The sequence below is a fragment of the Streptomyces sp. DH10 genome, assembly GCF_029813805.1.
In the GTDB taxonomy this organism is placed as follows: domain Bacteria; phylum Actinomycetota; class Actinomycetes; order Streptomycetales; family Streptomycetaceae; genus Streptomyces; species Streptomyces coeruleofuscus.
This window is the reverse complement of sequence record NZ_JARVKU010000025.1, coordinates 116,223-137,140: the sequence shown is the minus strand read 5'-3', so window position 1 is coordinate 137,140 and position 20,918 is coordinate 116,223. Positions and strand designations below refer to the sequence as shown.

18 protein-coding genes are annotated in these 20,918 nt (G+C 70.4%); 11 read left to right on the top strand and 7 right to left on the bottom strand.

The genetic code is table 11. From position 1 onward, the window contains the following. Positions 1-99: 99 nt before the first annotated feature. The 5 genes from deoD to QC385_RS36955 form a co-directional block, all read right to left on the bottom strand. The gene (deoD, locus tag QC385_RS36975; RefSeq protein ID WP_279545773.1) at positions 100-840 is read right to left on the bottom strand and encodes a purine-nucleoside phosphorylase; all 741 of its coding nucleotides are present in this window, start codon (positions 838-840) and stop codon (positions 100-102) included. Continuing rightward, positions 840-1,589 (bottom strand): glutamine amidotransferase, encoded by a 750-nt coding sequence (locus QC385_RS36970; protein WP_279545772.1) that lies wholly within the window; start codon positions 1,587-1,589, stop codon positions 840-842. The genes deoD and QC385_RS36970 overlap by 1 nt, the downstream gene beginning before the upstream one ends. Before the next feature lie 85 nt (positions 1,590-1,674). Continuing rightward, positions 1,675-2,715: a LacI family DNA-binding transcriptional regulator gene (locus tag QC385_RS36965; RefSeq protein ID WP_279545771.1), complete on the bottom strand. Its 1,041-nt coding sequence runs from the start codon at positions 2,713-2,715 to the stop codon at positions 1,675-1,677. Further along, positions 2,705-4,081 (bottom strand): amidohydrolase, encoded by a 1,377-nt coding sequence (locus tag QC385_RS36960; RefSeq protein WP_279545770.1) that lies wholly within the window; start codon positions 4,079-4,081, stop codon positions 2,705-2,707. Before QC385_RS36960 ends, QC385_RS36965 begins: the two co-directional genes overlap by 11 nt. 102 nt (positions 4,082-4,183) lie before the next feature. Then, positions 4,184-4,798, bottom strand: coding sequence for a dihydrofolate reductase family protein (locus tag QC385_RS36955; protein WP_279545769.1), 615 nt, complete (start codon positions 4,796-4,798; stop codon positions 4,184-4,186). A gap of 191 nt (positions 4,799-4,989) precedes the next feature. Here QC385_RS36955 and QC385_RS36950 point away from each other — a divergent pair, with 191 nt between their 5' ends. Further along, the gene (locus QC385_RS36950) at positions 4,990-5,598 is read left to right on the top strand and encodes a GOLPH3/VPS74 family protein (protein WP_279545768.1); all 609 of its coding nucleotides are present in this window, start codon (positions 4,990-4,992) and stop codon (positions 5,596-5,598) included. A gap of 144 nt (positions 5,599-5,742) precedes the next feature. Next, positions 5,743-6,222: an SDR family oxidoreductase gene (locus QC385_RS36945; protein WP_279545767.1), complete on the top strand. Its 480-nt coding sequence runs from the start codon at positions 5,743-5,745 to the stop codon at positions 6,220-6,222. Between the two features lie 85 nt (positions 6,223-6,307). Here the strand turns inward: QC385_RS36945 and QC385_RS36940 are convergent, their stop codons facing one another. Next, positions 6,308-7,261 (bottom strand): sugar-binding transcriptional regulator, encoded by a 954-nt coding sequence (locus tag QC385_RS36940; RefSeq protein ID WP_279545766.1) that lies wholly within the window; start codon positions 7,259-7,261, stop codon positions 6,308-6,310. A 184-nt stretch (positions 7,262-7,445) separates the two neighbouring features. Between QC385_RS36940 and QC385_RS36935 the strand changes: the two genes are divergently transcribed. Both QC385_RS36935 and QC385_RS36930 read left to right on the top strand, forming a co-directional pair. Next, complete coding sequence (locus tag QC385_RS36935; protein WP_279545765.1) at positions 7,446-8,417, top strand: ATP-binding cassette domain-containing protein; 972 nt, start codon at positions 7,446-7,448, stop codon at positions 8,415-8,417. Next, positions 8,414-9,205, top strand: a complete 792-nt coding sequence (locus tag QC385_RS36930; protein ID WP_279545764.1) for an ABC transporter permease — start codon at positions 8,414-8,416, stop codon at positions 9,203-9,205. The genes QC385_RS36935 and QC385_RS36930 overlap by 4 nt, the downstream gene beginning before the upstream one ends. Here the strand turns inward: QC385_RS36930 and QC385_RS36925 are convergent. Continuing rightward, a complete protein-coding gene (locus QC385_RS36925; RefSeq protein WP_279545763.1) occupies positions 9,186-12,317 on the bottom strand; it encodes an ATP-binding protein in 3,132 nt (1,043 codons plus the stop codon). The two genes, QC385_RS36930 and QC385_RS36925, sit on opposite strands and share 20 nt — an antisense overlap. Positions 12,318-12,603: 286 nt before the next feature. Here QC385_RS36925 and QC385_RS36920 point away from each other — a divergent pair, with 286 nt between their 5' ends. The 7 genes from QC385_RS36920 (at position 12,604) to QC385_RS36890 (ending at position 20,912) form a co-directional block, all read left to right on the top strand. Further along, positions 12,604-13,344 (top strand): alpha/beta hydrolase, encoded by a 741-nt coding sequence (locus QC385_RS36920; RefSeq protein ID WP_279545762.1) that lies wholly within the window; start codon positions 12,604-12,606, stop codon positions 13,342-13,344. A gap of 333 nt (positions 13,345-13,677) precedes the next feature. Next, a complete protein-coding gene (locus QC385_RS36915) occupies positions 13,678-15,192 on the top strand; it encodes an FGGY-family carbohydrate kinase (protein ID WP_279545761.1) in 1,515 nt (504 codons plus the stop codon). Between the two features lie 444 nt (positions 15,193-15,636). Continuing rightward, positions 15,637-16,908, top strand: a complete 1,272-nt coding sequence (locus tag QC385_RS36910; protein ID WP_279545760.1) for an MFS transporter — start codon at positions 15,637-15,639, stop codon at positions 16,906-16,908. A 501-nt stretch (positions 16,909-17,409) separates the two neighbouring features. Further along, positions 17,410-18,762: an ABC transporter substrate-binding protein gene (locus tag QC385_RS36905; RefSeq protein WP_279545759.1), complete on the top strand. Its 1,353-nt coding sequence runs from the start codon at positions 17,410-17,412 to the stop codon at positions 18,760-18,762. A 79-nt stretch (positions 18,763-18,841) separates the two neighbouring features. Next, complete coding sequence (locus QC385_RS36900) at positions 18,842-19,804, top strand: carbohydrate ABC transporter permease (RefSeq protein WP_279545758.1); 963 nt, start codon at positions 18,842-18,844, stop codon at positions 19,802-19,804. After that, positions 19,801-20,682 carry a carbohydrate ABC transporter permease gene (locus QC385_RS36895; protein WP_279545757.1) on the top strand — a complete coding sequence of 294 codons (882 nt, stop codon included), beginning with the start codon at positions 19,801-19,803 and terminating at the stop codon, positions 20,680-20,682. Before QC385_RS36900 ends, QC385_RS36895 begins: the two co-directional genes overlap by 4 nt. Further along, the gene (locus QC385_RS36890; protein WP_279545756.1) at positions 20,679-20,912 is read left to right on the top strand and encodes a hypothetical protein; all 234 of its coding nucleotides are present in this window, start codon (positions 20,679-20,681) and stop codon (positions 20,910-20,912) included. Before QC385_RS36895 ends, QC385_RS36890 begins: the two co-directional genes overlap by 4 nt. The last annotated feature ends 6 nt before the right edge of the window (positions 20,913-20,918 follow it).

Below are 20,918 nucleotides of genomic sequence, written 5' to 3'. Positions count from 1 at the left end.
GATCATTTCTTGCCGAGTGAGCGGCTGCGTTGACAGTAGGAAGTGCAAAACGTTTTGGCTACGTTGCCCGGTTTCTATTTCATTTCGGGTGTGGGAACTTCAGTCGTCGGTGAGCAGCGCGGTGGCGGCGATGCGCAGCGTCCGGTCGAAATCCGTCTCGCGTTCCTCGGCCGTGAGGGCGTCACCGGTGCGGAGGTGGTCGGACACGGTCAGCACCGCGAGGGCCTCACCGCCCTCCGCGCAGGCCACGGCGTACAGTCCCGCCGCCTCCATCTCGACCGCGAGCGTGCCCCGGTGCTCCAGGGCGTCGAAGAGGGCGGGGCGGTCGAGGTAGAAGTGGTCGCTGCTGAAGACCGGCCCGATGTGAACGGCGGACGGGTCCCGCTCGGCGGCGTCCGCCGCGGCACGCAGCAGCCGATAGGAGGGAGCGAGCGAGAGGGTCACCCCGTCCCCGAGGACGCGGCTGAGGCTGGAGTCGGTGTGCGCCGCGGAGGCGATCACCACGTTCCGCAGGGACACCGCCGCCGGGATCGCGCCGGCCGTGCCCACCCGGACGATCCGGCGCACGCCGTAGTGGCGGAACAGTTCCGTCGCGTAGATCGTCACGGACGGGATGCCCATGCCGGAGGCGAGGACCGACATCGGTACGCCCCGGTGGGTTCCGGTGTAGCCGAGGATGCCGCGTACGTCGGTGATCTGCCGTGCACTCCGAAGGAAGGTTTCCGCTACCCGCCGGGCGCGGCGCGGGTCCCCCGGCATCAGCACAAGCGGCGCGAAGTCGCCCGGCCGAGCCGCGATGTGGGGCGTGCCGGTGACGGACGTACTCACGGGTAGGGCCATCACAGCTCCTTTCCCGCGAGCCAGCACACCAGCCGGTCCCACAGCTCGGCGTACCCGTCCCAGGCCAGAAAGGGCGGCGGCGCCCAGTGCGGTGCCACGTCCGAGGTGAACGCCGCCGATCTGCCCCCGCCGTGACTTCCGACGACGAGCAGGGGGTGCCCGGCGCACTCAGCGAGCAGCGACGCCTCCGGCCGCGCGGCGACCTCGTTGAGACCGAGCAGCGCGGGCCAGGACCGCTCCAGCCCTCGTACGACCGCGTGCTCGCCCACCACTTCGGGGGCGGCTCCGGCCGGGAGCTCCACCCGGTCGTCGCGGTCCAGCATCGTCACCGGCAGCGCGGCGGCGAGTGGCGACTGCCCCCAGCGCGCGCGGGCGTCGATGCCGCTGAAGGTCAGATAGCCGCCGATCATCAGCACCCCGCCGCCCCGCTCCACGAAGCCGCGCACCAGTTCGGACCGGTCGGGCGCGGGGACGGAGTGGTCGAAGGTCTCGGGCGGGAGCTGGAAGCTGTTGGCGCCCACATCGCTGATGACGACGACGTCGTACGCGTCGAAGCCATCGGCGGTGGCGGGGACCCGGGTCGGGATCTCGTGCGAGGGCACGTAGGTCACGTCGTGGCCGCGTGAGCGGAGCGCGTCGAGGAAGGCACGTCCGCCCTCGGTGTACTGGCTGGTGTGGAAGGCGTCGAAGCCTTTCTGGTGGACCGTGTAGGTGAACCAGGACTCGCCGACAACGAGCACTTTGGGCATGGCGAACCGCCTTTCGAGGCAGGGGGTAGTGCCGCGCGGCACGGCAACTCCGTGCGGCGCATGGGGGGTTGGGTCAGGTGAGGGGTCAGCGGGCGGCGGGGGCCGTGCTGCCGCGGACCTTGAGTTCGACGGGAAGGGTGTGCCGGGAGGCGGGCGGGACCTCGCCCCGGGTGACGTACTGGAGGAGCTGCGCGGTGGCGGTACGGCCCACGTCGTAGGCCGGCTGGTGGACGGTGGTCAGGGGTGGGTGGGCCAGCGAGGCCGCCCGGATGTCGTCGAAGCCGACCACCGAGACGTCCTCCGGCACCGACAGTCCCGCCTCCCTGAGCGCCAGGAGGGCGCCGAACGCCATCAGGTCGTTGGCGGCGAAGACGGCCGTGCAGTCCTCGGGGAGACCGCCTTCCTGAAGGAGTTTGGCGACGAGGCCGTACCCGGAGCTCTCCTTGAAGTCGCCGACGAGTTCGACGACCTCGCCCCGGAAGGCCCGTACGAAACCGTTCGCACGGGCGTTGCTGCTCCTCAGGGCGCGCGGGCCGGTCAGCATCAGGGCCCGGCGGTGACCGAGCATCCGGAGGTGCTCCCCCACCAGCCGCCCGCCCGCCTCGTGGTCGGCGGTGGCGATGAGGGCGCCTTCGAGGCCCTCGACCTCCTCGTCGGCGAGCGCGATGGGGAACTTGCCCATCAGTGCCTCCAGCCTCCGCCGGGACGGCGGGGACCCCGAGGCGTACACCATGCCGTCGATGAACCGGCTGCGGATCATGCCGAGGTAGCGGTCCTCGCGGTCGGCGTCGAACTCCGTGTTGCAGAGGATCAGGCCGTAGCCGAGGTCGTGGGCGGCGTCCTCGGCGCCCTTGGCGAGTTCGGCGAAGAAGGTGTTGCTGATGTCGGGGATCAGCAGGCCGATCACCGAGGTGGAACCGGCCTGGAGGCTGCGGGCCAGCGACGCCGGGACGTAGCCGAGCCGGTTGACGACGCTGCGGACCCGGGCGGCGGTGTGCTCGTTGACCGGCCGGTTGCCGCTGAGGACGTGGGAGACCGTGGTGGCGCTGACGCCTGCCGCGGCGGCCACGTCCTTGATGGACGCCGGGCGCCGGACCGCCTCCCGCTGGAACGGCTCAGGGGTCATAGTGCTGCACCGCCCTGCCGTGGGAGGTGTCGAGGATCCGGGCCACCCGGGCATCGGCCTCGGCCAGCAGCGCGGGCTCGTCCACGGTGAGCAGCCGGCCGTCGCGCATCAGCACCCGGCCGTCGACGACGACCGTCCGTACGTCACTGGCGCGGGCGCTGTAGACCAGCGCGGCGCGCGGATCGTGCAGCGGACGGCAGTGCAGCCCGGTCAGGTCGGTGAGCACGATGTCGGCGCGCATGCCCGGCTCCAGCGCGCCGATCTCGCCCTGTCGGCCGAGGGCTCGGGCCCCGCCGCGCATGGCCAGGCGCAGGGTGTCGGAGACGGTCATCCACGTGGCGTCCCGCACGGCCTGCTTCTGGGTGAGGGCGACCAGCCGCAGTGCTTCCCACACGTCCAGCGTGTTGTGGCCGGCGGCACCGTCCGTGCCGACGGCGACCGCGACTCCGGAGTCGAGCAGGTCGCGGACCGGGGTGAGCGGGGACAGGGCGTGCTTGAGGTAGACCTTGGGGCAGCAGGCCACGGCGGTCGTGGCGGCGTACTCGGCCAGCAGCGGCAGGTCGTCCCTGACGATCCCGCAGCCGTGCGCGATCAGGGCGCCTGCGTCGAGCACCCCCGTCTCGTGCAGCACCCTGATGGGGGTGATGCCGCGCCGCTCCAGGCTGGACCGGGTCTGCTCCAGGTGCTCGGCGGCGTGGATGTGCATGCGCAGTCCGAGCCGCCGGGCGTGTCCGGCGAGGGTCCGCAGGTCGCCGTCGTCGACCGTGTACGGGGCGTGCGGCCCGAGCGAGACGGTGACCCGGCCGTCGGCACGGCCGTGCCAGGCCTCCGCGAACGTCACCGTGTCCTCCAGGGCTGCCTCGCCCCGGCTGCTGAAGTACGTGGGCGCGATGTCGGCCCGCAGGCCGGTCTCGGTGACCGCATCGGCGATCTGCTCGGGGAAGAGGTAGTGGTCGGCGAAGGTGGTGACACCGGAGCGGATCATCTCCGCGCAGGCCAGCCGGGCCCCGATCCGCACGTCCGCGGGGGTGAGGTTGGACTCCATCGGCCAGACACGGTCGTTGAACCAGCCCTCGACCGTCACGTCCTCGGCCGCGCCGCGCATCAGCACCATGGGGCTGTGCGTGTGGGCGTTGACCAGGCCGGGAACGGCCAGCAGTCCGCGCCCGTCGATCACGTCCGTCGCATGGCCCGGACCGACGGCGGCGGTGGTGGTTCCGGTCGGCCGTACCGCCTCGATGACGCCGTTCGTCACGACGATGTCCTGCGCCCGCAGGATCTCGCACTCGCCCTCCGGCGGGACCCGCAGCACATCGCAGCCGCTCACCAGGAGGCGGCCGGTCACTGGGGCCGTTCTGTCGCTCATGGCGCACAAGCTAGGTATCCAAAACGTTTTGCACAACCAAAAGGTCCGGGCCGCTCCCGGACCAGCGCCCGGCCGAGCGGTCGGGAGACCAGAACGACGTCGTCACAGGACGTCGTAGGTCAGGTGTGTCGCGGTCGATGTCGAGGTCACGCCCCGCTGCACGAGCGTGCGTGGCGCTCCGCCGGTGAACAGCGGCGTCCCAGCGCCCAGCACGACGGGGGCGAGGTGCAGCGTCAGCGCGTCGACCAGACCGGCGTCGAGCGCGGAGCCGATCGTTGCGCCGCCGCCCATGAGGACGACGTCGAGATCCTTGCCGCTGCGCTGCGACGCCGCCTCGGCGCGCTCGCGTGCGGCGGTGACGGCGTCGGACAGACCGGTGGTGACGAACGTCCAGTCGAGGTCGGTGAGCCGCACCGTCGCCGGTGGCGAGCTCGTCACGACGACGAAGGCGGGCTTGCCGACCTCGCCGGCGCCGTAACCGGTCTGGTCGTCCCAGCCGTTCGGGCCGTCGACCACGTCGAAGAGGTGGCGGCCGAGGACTACGGCGCCCGAACGGGCTGTCCCCTCGCGCAGGTACCGGCGGTCGTCGGGGTCGTCGGAGAACGCCCAGGTGTGCAGGGCCTCACCGCCGGTGCCCAGACCGTTGTCCGGGCCGGGGTCGGGCCCGGTGACGAAGCCGTCGAGAGAGACCGAGATGTCAGCGATGATGCGAGTCATACGAGGGCAGACCCGATCCGCCGCCCGGACTCATCGCTCACGCATCGCGCCGAGCACACAGGGCGGACGTTTGGGGTGCGGCCGTCGTCCTCGCTCCGTAGGCTCGTACGGGAGTGCTGTCGGCGGGCCGAAGCACATCCGGCGCGCCGCGTCGCTCGCCTCCAGCTCCTTGAGGTGAGGGGGAGCCGCTCATGACCACACCACGGGACCTTTTGATCACCATCATGGACCTGGTGGACAGTCGCGCGCTCGAACGAGGCGACCTGTCACTTGCGCTCGCGGGAGCCGAGCTGATCGACCTCCTGGACGCCCGGGCCGTCACCCTGGCCGGTGATCACATCGTGCCGAGTGACCGGCGCCCTATGGCTGATCGGCTGCTGGACGAGGCTGCGTCGTCGCTCGCTCGGCAGACGCCGTACGACTCGGTCGACGCCTGGCTGTGGCGCAGGGGCCGCGACCTCTCCGAGGCCTATCTGGCCGCCCTGGAAGCGGAAGGGCAGCTCAGCCGGCGACGCCACCACCGCTGGATGATCTTCCAGCCCACTCACACCGTGCTGGTGGATTCGCCCGAACGCCGCCGCGCGGCGAGCCGTTACGCGTCGGATGAACCGGTCCTCGCCGCCCTCGCGGCAGCCGCCGGGATCGGCGACGAGCTGACGGAAGAGTCACCGAGCGTGGCCGACGAGGCCGTGGCGACGGTGCTCGCCGCCGTCCAGGACGCGGTGAGGGGTCTGGAGGCCGAACGGCAACGGCGAGCCATCGACGAGGCGGCCTTCGACAACATCTGGCGGGGCGATTAGAGGCCGCACGCTCGGCGGCCACACCCTCACTCGCCCGTCCTCCAGATGTCCGTGAAACGGTCGAGCAGCGCGGCCGCCGCCGTCACGTCATCCGTGAGCGGCCGGTCGGCATGGTCATCGTCGAGTACCGGCAACTGCGCGGGCGTGGCCGGCGCCACCGCCGCCGAGGACATGCCCGCGGAGGACTTCCGCCGGGTCGCCGACATCAACCTCACGGGCGTGTTCCTCAGCGCCCAGGCCGAGGCCCGCGTGATGCTCGCCCACGGCGGCGGCTCGATCATCAACATCGCCTCCATGTCCGGGACCATCGCCAACCGCGGACTGCTCCAGGCCCACTACAACGCCTCCAAGGCCGGCGTCATGCACCTCACCAGGAGCCTGGCCACGGAGTGGGCCGACCGCGGCATCCGGGTCAACTCGATCAGTCCCGGCTACACCCTCACCCCGATGAACAAGCGGCCCGAGGTGGCCGAGCGCCTCAAGGCGTACGCCGCCGACACCCCACTGGGCCGTATCGCCGACGTCGAGGAGATGGTGGGCCCCGCGGTCTTCCTCGCCTCCGACGCCGCCTCCTTCGTCACCGGCTCCGACCTGATCGTCGACGGCGGGTACGTCTGCTGGTGAACGGTGCCCGGCACCCGTAGCGCTTCGAGGACCGCCGTCGGCAATACCGGTACGACCCCGATCCGGGCGAAGCCGCGCCCGGGGATCAGGCCATCAAGGCCGCGGCCGTCTCCTGATCGGTCACCAGCACATCCACCAAGCCGCCCGCCACGGCCGACCGGATCGCCTTGTGCTTACGGCTGCCGCCCGCCACGCCGACCTTCCGGCGGGCGGCGGCAAGCTGCTCACGGGTGATGCCGACGACCCGGGAGTCCAGCTCCGACTCGACCGGCCGGCCCTCGGCGTCGTAGGACCGCAGGCACACGTCACCCACGGCGCCCAGCTTCTCCAGCCCGGCGCGCTCCTCGTCGGAGAAGGCGTTGCCGCTGCGGGCGAGCGTGCTGGACGGTGTGATCTCGCCGATGCCCACCAGCGCCACGTCCAGGTCGCCGAGCTCGCCCAGGGCCGCCGACACGAACGGGTCCGCGCGCAGCGCCTGCGCGCTCTCCGCCGACCCGGACACACCGGGCGCCTGAAGATAGACGGCCTCGCCGTTCACCAACTGCGCCAGCTGACCGGTCATGCGCGAGGCGTGGCCCGCCGCGGCGGGATCGCCGATGCCGCCCACCGCCTGCACGATGCGCACGCCCTTCAGTCCGGGGACCGGCTGCATCGCCTGCACCGTGGCGAGCAGAGTGGCGCTCCACGACGAAATGCCCACGGTGTCGCTCGAGCGCAACGTCGTCTGGAGGTAGTAGGCGGCAGCCGCGCCGAGATCGCCGAGCATCGTGCGCTCGTTGTCCGGAGCGGTGTCGACGACCAGGGCGAGCTTCAGGCCATACCGCTCCTGGAGGCCGTCCTCCAGGTCGGGGTGGGTGCCGGACGGCGGCGTCACGGTGATCCGCACGATGCCGCGGTCCTGCGCCTTCTTCAACAGCCGCGACACCTTCGCCTGCGACAGATCCAGCCGCGCCGCGATCTCCGGCTGCCGTATGCCCTGGAGGTGATACAGCCGGGCCACGTGCGTCATCATCCGCAGTTCCTCGCCGACGATCGCCACGGGACACCTCTTCTGTCGTCTTCTGCCATTCGAGCCGCCGGAGCGCACGCATGTCCACGCTTGCCTCGGCGGCCCTGCATAGATCACACAGGCCGGAGGACCGGCTCCCAGGCAACCCCCGGTTTCGGAGCGCTGAAAGCGCCCTGAAACCGCGCTGAATGCGCCCTGCCGCAGCCTCTGCGACATGACGACAACGACATCCCGCTCACTCGCCATCGCGGCCAGGGGGCTGCGCAAGGCCTACGGCGACAAGACGGTGCTCGACGGTATCGATCTCGCTGTGCCCGCCGGCACCGTGTTCTCCCTGCTCGGCCCGAACGGCGCCGGCAAGACCACCGCCGTCAAGATCCTCTCCACCCTCATCACCGCCGACGCCGGCGAGCTGCACGTCGGCGGCCACGACCTGTCCGTCGAACCGCAGGCCGTGCGGGCCGCGATCGGCGTCACCGGGCAGTTCTCCGCCGTCGACAGGCTGATCACCGGAGAGGAGAACATGCTCCTCATGGCGGACCTGCACCGCCTCTCCCGCAGCGAGGGCCGCCGTACCTCCGCCGAACTCCTTGAGCGCTTCGACTTGGTGGAGGCCGCGAAGAAGCCCGTCTCCACCTACTCCGGCGGGATGAAGCGCCGCCTCGACATCGCCATGACCCTGGTCGGCAACCCGCGGATCATCTTCCTCGACGAGCCGACCACCGGCCTCGACCCGCGCAGCCGCCACAACATGTGGCAGATCATCCGCGAGCTCGTCTCCGACGGGGTGACCGTCTTCCTCACCACCCAGTACCTGGAGGAGGCCGACGAACTCGCCGACCGCATCGCGGTGCTCAACGACGGCAAGATCGCCGCCCAGGGCACCGCCGAGGAACTGAAGCGACTCATCCCGGGCGGACATGTCCGGCTGCGCTTCACCGATCCGGCCGCGTACCGGTCCGCCGCCGTCGCCCTGCGCGAGGCCACCAGGGACGACGAGGCTCTGACGCTGCAGATCCCCAGCGACGGCAGTCAGCGCGAGCTGCGTTCCGTCCTCGACTGGCTGGACTCGGCCGGCGTCGAGGCGGACGAGCTGACCGTGCACACCCCCGACCTCGACGACGTGTTCTTCGCCCTGACCGGCGGTGCCGGCGTCCCCAACCAGTCCAAGGAGACCGTCCGATGAGCGCCCTCTCCCTCGCCGTCCGCGACTCGACCACGATGCTGCGCCGCAACCTGCTGCATGCGCGGCGCTACCCGTCCATGACCCTGAACCTGCTCCTCACGCCGATCATGCTGCTGCTGCTCTTCGTCTACGTCTTCGGAGACGTGATGAGCGCGGGCATCGGGGGCGGCGGTGCGGATCGCTCCGATTACATCGCCTATCTCGTCCCTGGCCTGTTGATGATGACCATCGGCAGCACCGTGATCGGGGCCGCGATCTCCGTCTCCATGGACATGACCGAGGGCCTGATCGCCCGTTTCCGCACGATGGCGGTGTACCGCGGGTCCGTGCTCGTCGGGCACGTCGTCGGCAGCGTGCTGCAAGTACTCGCCAGCCTGGTCCTCGTCGGTGCCATCGCCGTGGCCATCGGCTTCCGGTCCACGGACGCCACGGCCCTGGAGTGGCTGGCGGCGTTCGGACTGGTCGCGCTGTTCACACTGGCGCTCACCTGGATCGCGGTCGGGATGGGCATGGCCAGCCCGAACCCCGAGGCGGCCGGCAACATGGCCACGCCGCTGATCCTCCTCCCGCTCATCTCGAGCGCCTTCGTCCCCATCGACGCGATCCCGGGCTGGTTTCAGCCGATCGCCGAGTACCAGCCGTTCACGCCCGCCATCGAGACCCTGCGCGGGGTGCTGCTCGGCACCGAGATCGGCAACAACGGGTGGATCGCGATCGCCTGGTGCGTCGGCCTGACCGCGCTCGGCTACCGCTGGTCGACGGCGTTGTTCAACCGCGACCCCAAGTAACCGCCATGACAGCGCGGGCCGCCTCCCGCAGCTCGTCCCGCTCCAGGGCGGCGTACTCCGACACCGCGTCGGCGTAGGCCGCCCTGTCGGCGTCCCGGGCCGCCTTCCGGGCGCGGTCCGCCGACATCGTCGGCTGGAACTCGCGCAGGACCCGCAGCCGTTCCGCCAGCGCGATCATTCGCACAGCACGGGCGTCACCGGAGGCGAGCCCCGCCATGCCCAGCGCGTGGAGCGCCGTCCCTGCCAGATGGAGATCCATGGGCGAGCCGGACGGACCGCAGAGCACAGTCCGCAGCCCCTGCCGCAGCCGGTGGACCGGTTCCGCAACCAGCTCGAGGCGGCCGGCATGCGCGTGCGCCGTCACCGCCACCGACTGGATCTGCAGGGTCCACCGGTCGAGGAAGGGGTCGCCGCTGTGCACCGACCCGAACTCGGCCACCTGCTCCGCGGCGCTGCGCCACAAGCTGAGTCCGACCTCGGTCAGTCCGCGGGCGAGCGCGATCTCGGCACGGCCGCCGAGATCGGAGAAGGAGTTGTCCTGCGGGGTGTTGTCGCCCTCGGCCTGCCGCAGCCAGTACTCGGCCTCATCGGGGTCGCCACGCTGCAGGCAGGCGAGGGCGAGGCCCCAGCGGACGCCGAAGAAGTCCTGCTCGCCGCCGAGCCGCGGCAGCGCCTCGAGCACCGACTTGAGATACCCGTACGCGGCCTCGCCCCGCTCCGTCTTCAAGCACAGCTCGCCCAGCCGGGCGTAGCCCATGACGTGCAGGAACGCGTTGTCGACCGGCGCCAGTGCAGTGATGATCCGGCGCGCCGAGGCGAGCGCGCGGTCGAGGTCGTGCTCGTACTCCCAGACGTAGGTGGCGACGCACTCGGCGACACCGGCTACCAGCGGCTGTTCGCTGTCGCAGAGCTTCCGCAGCACTTCGTAGTCGGGAGGCAGCATCTCGGGAACCGCGATCAGCACGACTGCCGTGGCGCGCATCAGCGTGTCCGGCGGGGCCGGGGGCAGCCGCCGGAGGGTGACGAGGTGGCGTACGACGTGCGGGCCGTAGCCCATGAACAGGCTCGCCGTGCACAACACCGCTGCGGCGCGGGCGACTTCGACACCTTCGGGCTCGGGGTGGTAGTGCGACAGCGGCGGGCCGGTGTCCGCGGCGAGGGCGGTGAGGCGGGGATAGTCGGAGCCGGTGGACCACACGGCGGCGAGAACGGCGGTGAGGGCGGCGATGGTGGGGCCGTCCGTACGGGCCAGGGCGTGTCGCAGGGCCAGCACGAGGTTGTCCTGCTCGGCCCTGATCCGCTCCCGGGCGGCCAGCGGTTTCCCGCCGAAGATCCAGTCGTGGTACGCGACCCCGAAGTCCCGCGCCCAGGCGAGGAACCGGCCGATGGCCTCCTCGTCCTCTCCCGCCTCCGCACGCCGGGCCGCGCTGAACTCCCGTACGGTCTCCAGCATCCGGAACCGCACGCCGGCCGGGGTGTCGGCGACGGTGAGCAGAGACTGGTCGGCGACCTGCTCGAGCAGGAGCAGCGCGTCCTCGCCAAGCGCATGCTCCGCCGCCTCGGCGGAGAAGCCGCCGGGAAAGACGGACATCGTGCGCAGCAGCGCCCTGGCGTCCTCGTCGAGGAGGTTCCAGCTCCACTCCACGACCGCGTGCAGCGTGCGGTGGCGCTCCGGTACGTCCCGTGCGCCGCCGCGCAGCAGCGCGAACCGGTCGCCGAGGCGGCGAGCGATCTCCGGCACCGAAAGGACCCGCACCCGTGCCGCGGCCAGCTCCACGGCGAGCGGCAGCCCGTCGAGGTGGCGGCACAGCCCGGCCACCGCGTCCGGTGGCAGCTCGACTGCGGGACGGGCGGCCCGGGCACGCTGGGTGAACAGTTCGACCGAGGTGTCGAGGCCGAGCTCCGGCAGCGCGTACACCGCTTCCGAGGTGAGGCCCAGCGGGGCCCGGCTGGTGGCGAGCACCCGCAGGTCCTTGGAGGACGAGACCAGGGCCTGTACGAGGTCGGCGGCGCCCCGGATGACCTGCTCGCAGTTGTCGAGGACCAGCAGCGCGGGCCCGGAGCCGAGCACTCCGAGGATGCCGGACACCGGATCGGCCGAGGCGTGGCCGCTCATGGCACCGGGCCGCCCCTCGCCCGCGCCGAGCGCGGAAGCAACCTCGGCGGCCACGTCCTCGTCCGCTGTGACGCCGGCGATCGGCACGAAATGCACCACGCGCTGCTCGGCCCGGCGGCTGACGGCGTGCGCGAGCCGGGTCTTGCCGAGGCCACCGGGGCCTACGACGGTGACGGCGCGGGAGGCGCTCAGCAGCCGCCGCACCGCCGCGATGTCCTCGTCCCGTCCCAGGAGCGGGTTCGGCTCGTGCGGCACACCGTGCCGGACCACGGGTGCCTCGCCGCGCAGCAGTTCCCGCTGTACGGCCTTGAGCGTGGCGCCCGGATCCGTGCCGAGCGTCTCGCGCAGCTGACGGCGGTAAGCCTCGTACCGCGAAAGCGCGGCGGAGGGGCCCGCCGTCGCTGCCTCGCCGCGCAGCAGCTCGGCGAGTACCTCCTCGTCGAGCGGATGCTCCGAGGCGGCCACGGCCAGCGGCCCGGCCGCCTCCGCGTGCCGTCCGAGGCGGGCGAGCGCGAGCGCCCACGCGCGAAGGAGAGCGCCGCGGACGGGAGCGCACTCGGCGCGCAGCGCGGCTACGGGGTCGCCGGGGTCGTACGCCCCGTCAGGGGCGCCCTCCCACAGCGCGAGCCCGGCCTCGGCCTCGGCCAGCGATCCCGCATGGTCCCCGGCCCGGGCCCGGTCCGCGCTCGCGGCGGCGTGCAGCAGCAGGGCGGAGCTGTCGACCTGGTCCTCGGCGAGGGTGAGCCGGTATCCGCTCGGCGTGCCGACGATGACGTCCGCGCCCAGCTGCGCCCGCGCCCTGGACACGAGGACCTGCACCGCCTTCGCCGGCCGCTCCGGCAACTCGTCGGGCCACAGCCCCGCCACGAGGCGCTCGGTGCTGCAACCGGTGCGTAAGTCGCCGGCGAGCAGCGCGAGGAGGCCGCGGAGCCGGGGCGCGGTGATCTCCTGCCCGCGATGGGCGACACGCGGCAGGAGGGTGAGGTCGGTGGTCACGCGTGCAGATTAGCCAAGTCGCCCGCGACCCCGAGGGGCCACGGGATGGTCGCGACGACACCCCAAGTACCTAGTGTCTCCGCGGTATCCGGCCACGGAGGCTCCGCAAAAACCCGTTGGGGGACGAGGGGGGCCACTGCTACGTTTCCGGAGGCCGTGCGAGAGATCGAGGAGGTGGTACCTGTGAACGCAGTATCGACATGGGTGCTCCCCTCCGGGGTCACGGCCGGGCGATAGACAGGTCGTCCGGGAGCGCCGTTCCAGTGCACTCCCGAAAGGCACGACCATGCGTTTCACTTCCGAGCAGCGTCTCGACGACGGCGTCCTGCAACGCGAGTTCACCCTCGGTGAGATCCCGGGCATCCTGTGGACACCCGCATCCGCATCCGCAGACGCACCGGTGCCGCTGATCCTGCTCGGCCACCCTCCCCTAGGGCTGCGCACGATGTATCCCCGACTGGTGGCACGGGCCCAGCACTCCGCGGCGGAGGGTTTCGCCACGGCCACCATAGAGCTCCCCGGAAGCGGCGACCGGCCCCGTTGGCCCGCCGCCGAGCAGGCCCGCGCCGACCTGCTCCGGGCGATGGGGGCCGGCGAGCCGGTCAGCGACGAGATCGTCGATGCCCTCATCCTCCCGTTGGTCGAAAAGGCGGTCCCGGAATGGCAGGCCGCCCTGGACGCCCTCCTCCCGCTGCCCGAGATCGGCGGCCCGGTCGGGTACTCGGGGGGAGTGATCTCCATCGGCATCCGGCTTGCGGTGGTCGAGCCGCGCATCGTGGCCGCCGGCTTCTTCGCCGGGAGCTTCGTGCCTCGCGCCATGTTCGAGGAGGCCCGCCAGGTCACCATTCCACTGCACGTCCTGCTCCAGTGGGACGACGAAGGGAACGACCGGCAGGCGGCCCTGGACCTGTTCGACGCCTTCAGCTCCAAGGAGAAGTCCCTGCACGCCAACATGGGCGGACACACCGGCGTCCCTCAGTTCGCGGGAGACGCCCTGGCCCAGTTCTTCACCCGACATCTGAAGTGAGGCCGGGCCGCCGGACCGGCAGCAGACGGCAGCGATCAAGTGGCCGTCGATCGCGGGTGCCGAGCGCCTGACCGAGCGGGCCTGGAAGCGGCGGTGGTGGTGGTCCGGGCGTACCGACCCGCTCCGTGGGACGATCGGCCCCGTGGATGGTGGTTTCGGCACGCGAGGAGACCGCGGTGCGGGTTCTGGTCGTCGATGATCGTTTCATCCCTGCGGACACGGAGGGTGACGCTGAGGCAGAGGCCGTGCATTTCGCGCGGGTGCTCCGGGCCGCTCCGCAGCTGCCGGTGCGCCGGGGCGGTCAACGTTCGCGATCCGGGGTGGGTGTGAGCGTTGGCGCGTGAACTGGTTCTCGGTGTCGACGCGGGACATACCTTGACCAAGGCCGTGCTGTTCGACGGCGCCGGCCGGGCGGTGGCGTGGGGCAGCGGCACACTGCCGCTGAGTACGCCGCACCCCCGCTGGGTCGAGCGGGACATGGACGACGTGTGGCGGACGGCGTACCAGGCCATCGCTGCTTGTCTTGCCGAGGCGGGACCGGACGCGGGGCGGGCCGTAGCGGCGGTGGGACTGGCAGGGCACGGCGATGGGTTGTACGCCGTCGACGAGCGGGGCCGACCGGTACGAGCCGCGATCGTGGCGATGGACACGCGTGCCGAACCGCTGCTCCAGGAGTGGCGGAGCACTCCGGTCTGGTCTGACGCCATGGAGTTGTCGGGGACGGTGCCCTTCGCGGGGTCCCCGGCCGCCCTGCTGGCCTGGCTCACCCGCCACGAGCCCGAGGTGCTTCAGCAGACCCGTTGGCTGTTGTCCTGCAAGGACTGGCTTCGGCTGAGGCTGACGGGGTCGGTGGCCACCGATCCCACGGACGCCAGTGCCTCGTTCACCGACATGCGGCGGGGCGGCTACTCGTCGGAGCTGCTCGACCTCTACGGTCTCGGCTCGCTCGCCGACGCGCTGCCTCCCGTACTCGCCTGCGACGCGGTGAGCGGGACCGTGAGCCGCGAGGCCGCGGCGCTGACCGGGCTCACCGCGGGCACTCCTGTTGTCACGGGCGCACATGACGTCGACGCCGCCGTGCTCGGGATTGGCGGCACGACGCCTGGCGAACTGTGCCTGATCGCGGGGTCGTTCAGCATCAACCAAGTGATCAGCGAGCACCCGGTGGTCGATCCGCGCTGGCAGGTCCGTCACTTCGTTCGCCCGGGACAGTGGATGGCGATGTCCACCTCACCTGCGTCGGTGGCGAACCTCGAATGGTTCCTGCGGGTCACGGGCGCACCGGCCGAGCAGCGGGACGGCGTGCACGAGGCGATCGGTCGGGAGGTCGAGGCGCATCTGGGCGGTCCTTCGCAGGTGTTGTTCCATCCGTTCGTCTACGGCTCTCCGCACTCGCATCCCACCTCTGGGACGTTCCTCGGTCTGCGTGGCTGGCACGGTCGCGGTCATCTGCTGCGAGCCCTGATGGAAGGCGTCGTGCTCAATCACCGCTGGCACGTCGACGCGCTGTGCTCGAAGTTGCCGGTCAGCGGGGCTGCCCGGCTGACCGGAGGCGCCGGGCACAGCGCGGTGTGGAGCCAGATGTTCGCCGACGCGCTGCGGCGGCCGGTCGTGGTGACCGACGTGCAGGAGAGCGCGGCCCGGGGAGCGGCACTGCTCGCCGCCACCGCCGTAGGACTGCTCGACGATGTGACGGACCCGCGCGCCGGAGCGGCCGTGCTCAGACGCCACGAGCCCCAACCGAATCGGGTGGCCGTACTCGACGAGGCGTACCAGGTGTACCGGGAGGCGATGGAGGCCCTCGTACCGGTCTGGAGCCGCCTGGACGCGCCCCCTACCGCGGAGTGAGAACGCAGCGAGTGGTGTCGGCCGCGATTTCCACGGCGTACGACCGGGCGGGTTCGCCGGCGCCGAGAGCTCAGAATGAAGGTGTGAACCCCAACCTGGTAGTGCGCTTGATAGCGTGAACCCCTGAGTGATGGGGGCGCGTTCGGGGGGTGCGCGCGTGTCGCCACGGCGATTGGCGCTGGTCACGGCTCCGCGGGCGGGCGAGGCGTTCGCCTCCTGGGTGGACCGGATGGCACGCGTGAACCGGTGTCCGCCGGCCGAGGTCGCGACCATGATGGGGCTTGGCCTGCGGGGGCTTCAGTGGATGTGCGGCCTCCCTCGTTCGGGGTGCGGTCCGACGAGGTGGTCCGGCGAACGGTGTTCCGGCGACGGGTGTGCCCGATGGGTTGGCCGGCGGAGGCCCAACACTAATGATCACCGGAGTCACCAGGGGGAGCCCACAGCATGACCGGCACCACGGAGGCCCTTGGCGGGTCGGCTGCAGTCGACGATGCAGCACGAAGCGTCACGCGCCCGTTCTACGTATACGCCGTGCTCGCCAACACGCTGTTCCAGCGCGGCGTATTCGTCCTCTTCCTTTATCAGCGAGGCTTCTCCGCCGGACAAGTGGCCGTACTGCAGACACTGCTCTACCTGGTCAGCGGACTCGCGGAGCTGCCGACGGGAGTCATCGCCGACCGGATCGGCAGGCGTGCCGGCATCGTGATCGGCCAGGTGCTGATAGCTGGATGTCTGCTCGGTCAGGTGGCGTTCTCCGACTACTGGGTGTTCCTGGCGCTGTTCATCGGGCAGGGCGTGGGCATGGCATGTGTGTCCGGTTCGGACACCGCCCTGCTGTACGACCTGCTCGTGCGTCGTGGTGCAACGGCCGGCTACGTCAAGATCAAGTCCCGGTTCACCATGCTCGGGACGGTCACCTCGGGAGGTGCCATCGTCCTCGGCGGCCAACTGCAGCGGATTTCCTGGGGAGTCGTCTACGTCGGTTCGGCGGCGTGCCTCGTCCTGGCCGTGGTGGTGCTGATGTCACGGGTGCCCGAGATCCGCGGCGCGGACGCGGTGGACGAGCAGGACGGAGCCGAGAAGGAGCACCGCGACGCCACAGCGTGGCGGGCAATGCTTCGGGTCGCCACACCTGCGCTCGTGACGCTTGTCGTGGTGTCCGGATTGATGCATGCGACGTTGACGCCGTACATCATTTTCACGCAGAAGACCCTGTCCGATCAGGGAGCGGGCACCGCATTGGTCAGCGTGGTCATATCGGCGGGGTTCTTCGCCGGCGGACTCACTCCGTTGCTGTCGGACCGCGCGGACCGGCGCATCGGGTACCGGGTCATCGTCCCGGTGTCTCTCCTGACGCTCGCCGTGGCGCTCGGCCTGAGCGGCCTCGGCCTTGTCTGGGTCACCATCGCCGCGTTCCTGGTCCTGGTCGGGATTCCCGAGATCACCGCCGTGATCGTGGACAACGTGTTCAACGAGGCCGTGCCGTCGCGCCACCGGGCGAGCCTGCTGTCGATGATCACATTCGTGGAGTCGGCGCTCATCGGCATCGGCTATCTCGTCCTCGGCGCGCTCATGGACGGGCTGGGCTCCAGTGTGGGCATGGCCACCTATGCCGCGGTCCCCCTGCTGGCATGTCTGCTGTGGCTCCCGGTGCTCTTCCGAGGGGCACGGGTGACCACCGAGATCGAGAAGCCCGCCGACCAAAAGGCATCCTGAAACAGGCCATCTCGAGCAATGCCCCTGCCCGATGGCGGGGGCATTGCTCGTTGACATGTCGCTCCCAGCGGCGACGGAGCTGTCTCGGGCCCGCGGAGTCGAAGTGATCGGAGGGGCCGATGCCCGGACTGCTCGCCGACTGCGCGGCACCCTCGGCCGCGTGGGCGGGGGTGAGGCACACAAGCGCGTCTCCGGCGACGACGACGGCAGGCTGGTCTGCGGGTTCCGGTCTGGCGCTCATGTGAGTTCCTAAGGGACGGCGGCGGCAAGGTCGAGGGCTGGGGCTGTTCGGTGGACTCCCGTAGCCCCTCAGCGGTCGCTCGACGATAAATCTGAAGAGGTTTTCTCGCAAGATGTGTTAACAATGGCGCGGTCTCCTGCTAATAATTCGTGCCATCGAAACGCGCCCGACTCCCCAGGGACGCGTCTGCACCCCTCCGCCCTCACCGCCGAGCCTCAGTCGAGGTCCCGGCGAACCCGCACGAGAGGCCCCCCCGTCACATGGCATCGACCAGATACGCCCTCATAGCCGGCGCCGCCGCCACCGCCCTGCTCGCCACAGCCTGTTCCGGAGCCGGAGCCGGCGGGTCCTCGGGCGGAGACAAGAGCATCAACGTCCTGATGGTCGGCAACCCGCAGATGGAGGACATCGCGAAGCTGACCAAGGACAACTTCACCAAGGACACCGGGATCAAGGTCAACTTCACGATCCTTCCCGAGAACGAGCTGCGCGACAAGGTCACCCAGGACATCGCCACCCAGGCCGGCCAGTACGACGTCGCCACCATCGGCGCCTACGAGGTGCCCATCTGGGAGAAGAACGGCTGGCTGCACGACCTGGGCTCCTACGCCGACAAGGACAAGGGCTTCGACAAGGCCGACCTGCTCAAGCCGATGGTGCAGTCGCTCACCGGCTCGGACGGCAAGCTCTACGCCCTGCCGTTCTACGGCGAGTCCTCGATGCTCATGTACAACAAGGACGTCATGAAGGCGAAGGGCATCACGGTGCCCGAACGGCCCACCTGGCAGCAGATCGCCGACATCGCCGCCAAGGTCGACGGCGCCGAGCCCGGCATGAAGGGCATCTGTCTGCGCGGTCTGGCCGGCTGGGGCGAGCTGGGTGCGCCGCTGACGTCCATGGTCAACACCTTCGGCGGCACCTGGTTCACCAAGGACTGGAAGGCGCAGGTCAACAGCGGCGGCTTCAAGGAGGCCACGAAGTTCTACGTCGACCTGGTCCGCGAGCACGGCGAGGCGGGAGCCCCGCAGGCCGGCTTCACCGAGTGCCTGAACGCGCTGAGCCAGAAGAAGGTCGCCATGTGGTACGACGCGACCAGCGCGGCCGGTTCGCTGGAGGACCCCGCCTCCAGCAAGATCGCCGGAAACGTCGGCTACGCCTACGCACCGACCGTCAAGACGGACAGCAGCGGCTGGCTGTGGGCCTGGTCGTGGGCCATGCCCAAGACCACGAAGAACGCCGACGCCGCCTCGCAGTTCATGCTGTGGGCCTCCAGCAAGGAGTACGAGAACCTCGTCGGCGAGAAGCTGGGCTGGGCGCGCGTCCCGGCCGGCAAGCGGGCCAGCACGTACGAGATCCCGCAGTACAAGAAGGCCGCCGCCTCCTTCGGTGACATCACCCTGAAGTCCATCGAGGGAGCCGACCCGGCCAACCCGGGCGTCCAGCCCCGGCCGACCGTGGGCATCCAGTACGTGGCCATCCCCGAGTTCCAGGACCTGGGCACGAAGGTGACGCAGGAGATCTCCGCCGCGATCGCCGGCAGGACCAGCGTGGACAAGGCACTGAACGACGGTCAGAAGCTGGCCGAGGACGTCGCCAAGACCTACCAGAAGTGACCTTCAGCGCCCGGCCGGCCCTGAGCCTGCCGGGCGCCGCTCCCCGCGACCCCGGCCTTCACCGGCAGAGGAACCATTCATGACCACGCTCACCGCACCCCCCAAGACACCACCGCCACCCGTCCGTACCCGGAAGTCCTCGGGCGCGGCGGCCAAGTGGAAGCGCCGCATCCCGCTGCTGCCGGCGCTGATCTTCACCATCGTCGTCACGCAGCTGCCCTTCGTGGCCACGTTGATCATCTCCACCTTCCAGTGGAACATCCTCAGGCCGGGCGACCGGCACTTCGTCGGTCTGTCCAACTTCTCGTTCGTCTTCACCGACGAGCGGCTGCGCACGGCCGTGCTCAACACCGTCGTGCTCACCGCGTCGGTGGTGGTCATCAGTGTGATCCTCGGACTCGGTCTGGCGATGCTCCTCGACCGGCGGTTCGTCGGCCGCGGGCTGGCGCGCACGCTGCTCATCGCCCCGTTCCTGGTCATGCCGGTCGCGGCGGCACTGCTGTGGAAGCACGCCATCTACAACCCCGACTACGGACTGCTCAACGGCACCCTCAATGCCGTCTACCGGTTCTTCGGCGCGGACAACGGCCCCACGGTCGACTGGATCTCCTCCTACCCGATGCCCGCCGTCGTGATCTCGCTGGTCTGGCAGTGGACCCCGTTCATGATGCTGATCCTCCTGGCCGGCCTCCAGGCCCAGCCCGGTGACGTCCTGGAGGCGGCTCGTATGGACGGCGCATCCGCGCTGCAGACCTTCCGCCACATCACGCTGCCGCACCTGCGCCAGTACATCGAGCTGGGCGTCCTGCTCGGCACGATCTACGTCGTGCAGACCTTCGACGCGGTTTTCACCATCACCCAGGGCGGACCCGGCTCCCAGACGACCAACCTGCCCTACGAGATCTACCTGACCATGTTCCGCAAGTACGAATACGGCGAGGCAGCCGCCGCGGGTGTCGTCGTCGTTCTCGGCGCGTTCGTCATCGCGACCTTCGCCCTGCGCACCATCGCGTCGCTGTTCCGCGAGGAGACCTCCCGATGACCCACGCCGCAGTCGCCGCCCCAGGGGCCAGGTTCAAGAAGCTCCTCCGTGGCAAGGACGACCACAACTCCCCGCGTCTGTCACCGCTGTGGACCTTCGTCGCCTGGCTCGCCACCCTGGCATTCTTCGCGCCGGTGGCATGGATGGTCCTCACCTCCTTCCACCAGGAGGCCGACGCGGCCACCAATCCGCCCACCCCCTTCGCCGCCGTCACCTTCGATCAGTACAAACTCCTGTTCAGCCGGGACATCACCCCCTTCCTCCTGAACTCGGCCATGGCCAGCGTCCTTTCCACGATCCTGGTCCTGGCCCTGGCGGTGCCGGCGGCCTACGCGCTGTCCATCAAGCCGGTCGAGAAGTGGACCGACGTGATGTTCTTCTTCCTGTCCACCAAGTTCCTCCCCGCCATCGCCGCCCTGCTGCCGGTGTACCTGATCGTCAAGGACGCCGGGATGCTGGACAACGTGTGGACCCTGGTCATCCTCTACACCGCGATGAACCTGCCGATCGCGGTCTGGATGATGCGCTCCTTCCTCGCCGAGGTCCCCAAGGAGATCCTGGAGGCGGCCGAGGTCGACGGCGCCGGCCTGCTCACCGTGCTGTGGCGGGTCGTCGCGCCCGTCGCCCTGCCCGGACTCGCCGCCACCTCGCTGATCTGCTTCATCTTCAGCTGGAACGAGTTCATGTTCGCCGTCAACCTCACCGCCACCAAGGCGTCCACCGCGCCGGTCTTCCTGGTCGGCTTCATCACCAACGAGGGCCTGTTCCTGGCCCGGCTGTGCGCGGCCGCCACGCTGGTCTCCCTGCCCGTCCTCATCGCCGGCTTCGCCGCCCAGGACAAGCTCGTCCGCGGCCTCTCCCTGGGAGCCGTGAAGTGAGGCCCGCCGCCATCACCGGGCCCGGCGGTGGCGACCTTGCCACCGTCAACGACCCGGCTCCCGGCCCGCGCGAGGTCGCGGCCACCGCGATGGACCTCCTCGCCGCCGGTGTCATCGATCCGCGCGTCTTCATCAGCGACCGCCTCCCCCTGGCGGCGTTCCCGGGCGTGACCGCCCGCTTCCAGGCCGGCATCGGCCGCAAGACCCAGCCCGGCCTCGCCACCGTGTGAACGCCC

Excerpts from the sequence above, each read along its gene's own strand:
- deoD (WP_279545773.1), bottom strand. The coding sequence starts at position 840 with ATGGCCCTACCCGTGAGTACGTCCGTCACCGGCACGCCCCACATCGCG.
- QC385_RS36970 (WP_279545772.1), bottom strand. The coding sequence starts at position 1,589 with ATGCCCAAAGTGCTCGTTGTCGGCGAGTCCTGGTTCACCTACACGGTC.
- QC385_RS36965 (WP_279545771.1), bottom strand. The coding sequence starts at position 2,715 with ATGACCCCTGAGCCGTTCCAGCGGGAGGCGGTCCGGCGCCCGGCGTCC.
- QC385_RS36960 (WP_279545770.1), bottom strand. The coding sequence starts at position 4,081 with ATGAGCGACAGAACGGCCCCAGTGACCGGCCGCCTCCTGGTGAGCGGC.
- QC385_RS36955 (WP_279545769.1), bottom strand. The coding sequence starts at position 4,798 with ATGACTCGCATCATCGCTGACATCTCGGTCTCTCTCGACGGCTTCGTC.
- QC385_RS36950 (WP_279545768.1), top strand. The coding sequence starts at position 4,990 with ATGACCACACCACGGGACCTTTTGATCACCATCATGGACCTGGTGGAC.
- QC385_RS36935 (WP_279545765.1), top strand. The coding sequence starts at position 7,446 with ATGACGACAACGACATCCCGCTCACTCGCCATCGCGGCCAGGGGGCTG.
- QC385_RS36930 (WP_279545764.1), top strand. The coding sequence starts at position 8,414 with ATGAGCGCCCTCTCCCTCGCCGTCCGCGACTCGACCACGATGCTGCGC.
- QC385_RS36920 (WP_279545762.1), top strand. The coding sequence starts at position 12,604 with ATGCGTTTCACTTCCGAGCAGCGTCTCGACGACGGCGTCCTGCAACGC.
- QC385_RS36910 (WP_279545760.1), top strand. The coding sequence starts at position 15,637 with ATGACCGGCACCACGGAGGCCCTTGGCGGGTCGGCTGCAGTCGACGAT.
- QC385_RS36905 (WP_279545759.1), top strand. The coding sequence starts at position 17,410 with ATGGCATCGACCAGATACGCCCTCATAGCCGGCGCCGCCGCCACCGCC.
- QC385_RS36900 (WP_279545758.1), top strand. The coding sequence starts at position 18,842 with ATGACCACGCTCACCGCACCCCCCAAGACACCACCGCCACCCGTCCGT.
- QC385_RS36895 (WP_279545757.1), top strand. The coding sequence starts at position 19,801 with ATGACCCACGCCGCAGTCGCCGCCCCAGGGGCCAGGTTCAAGAAGCTC.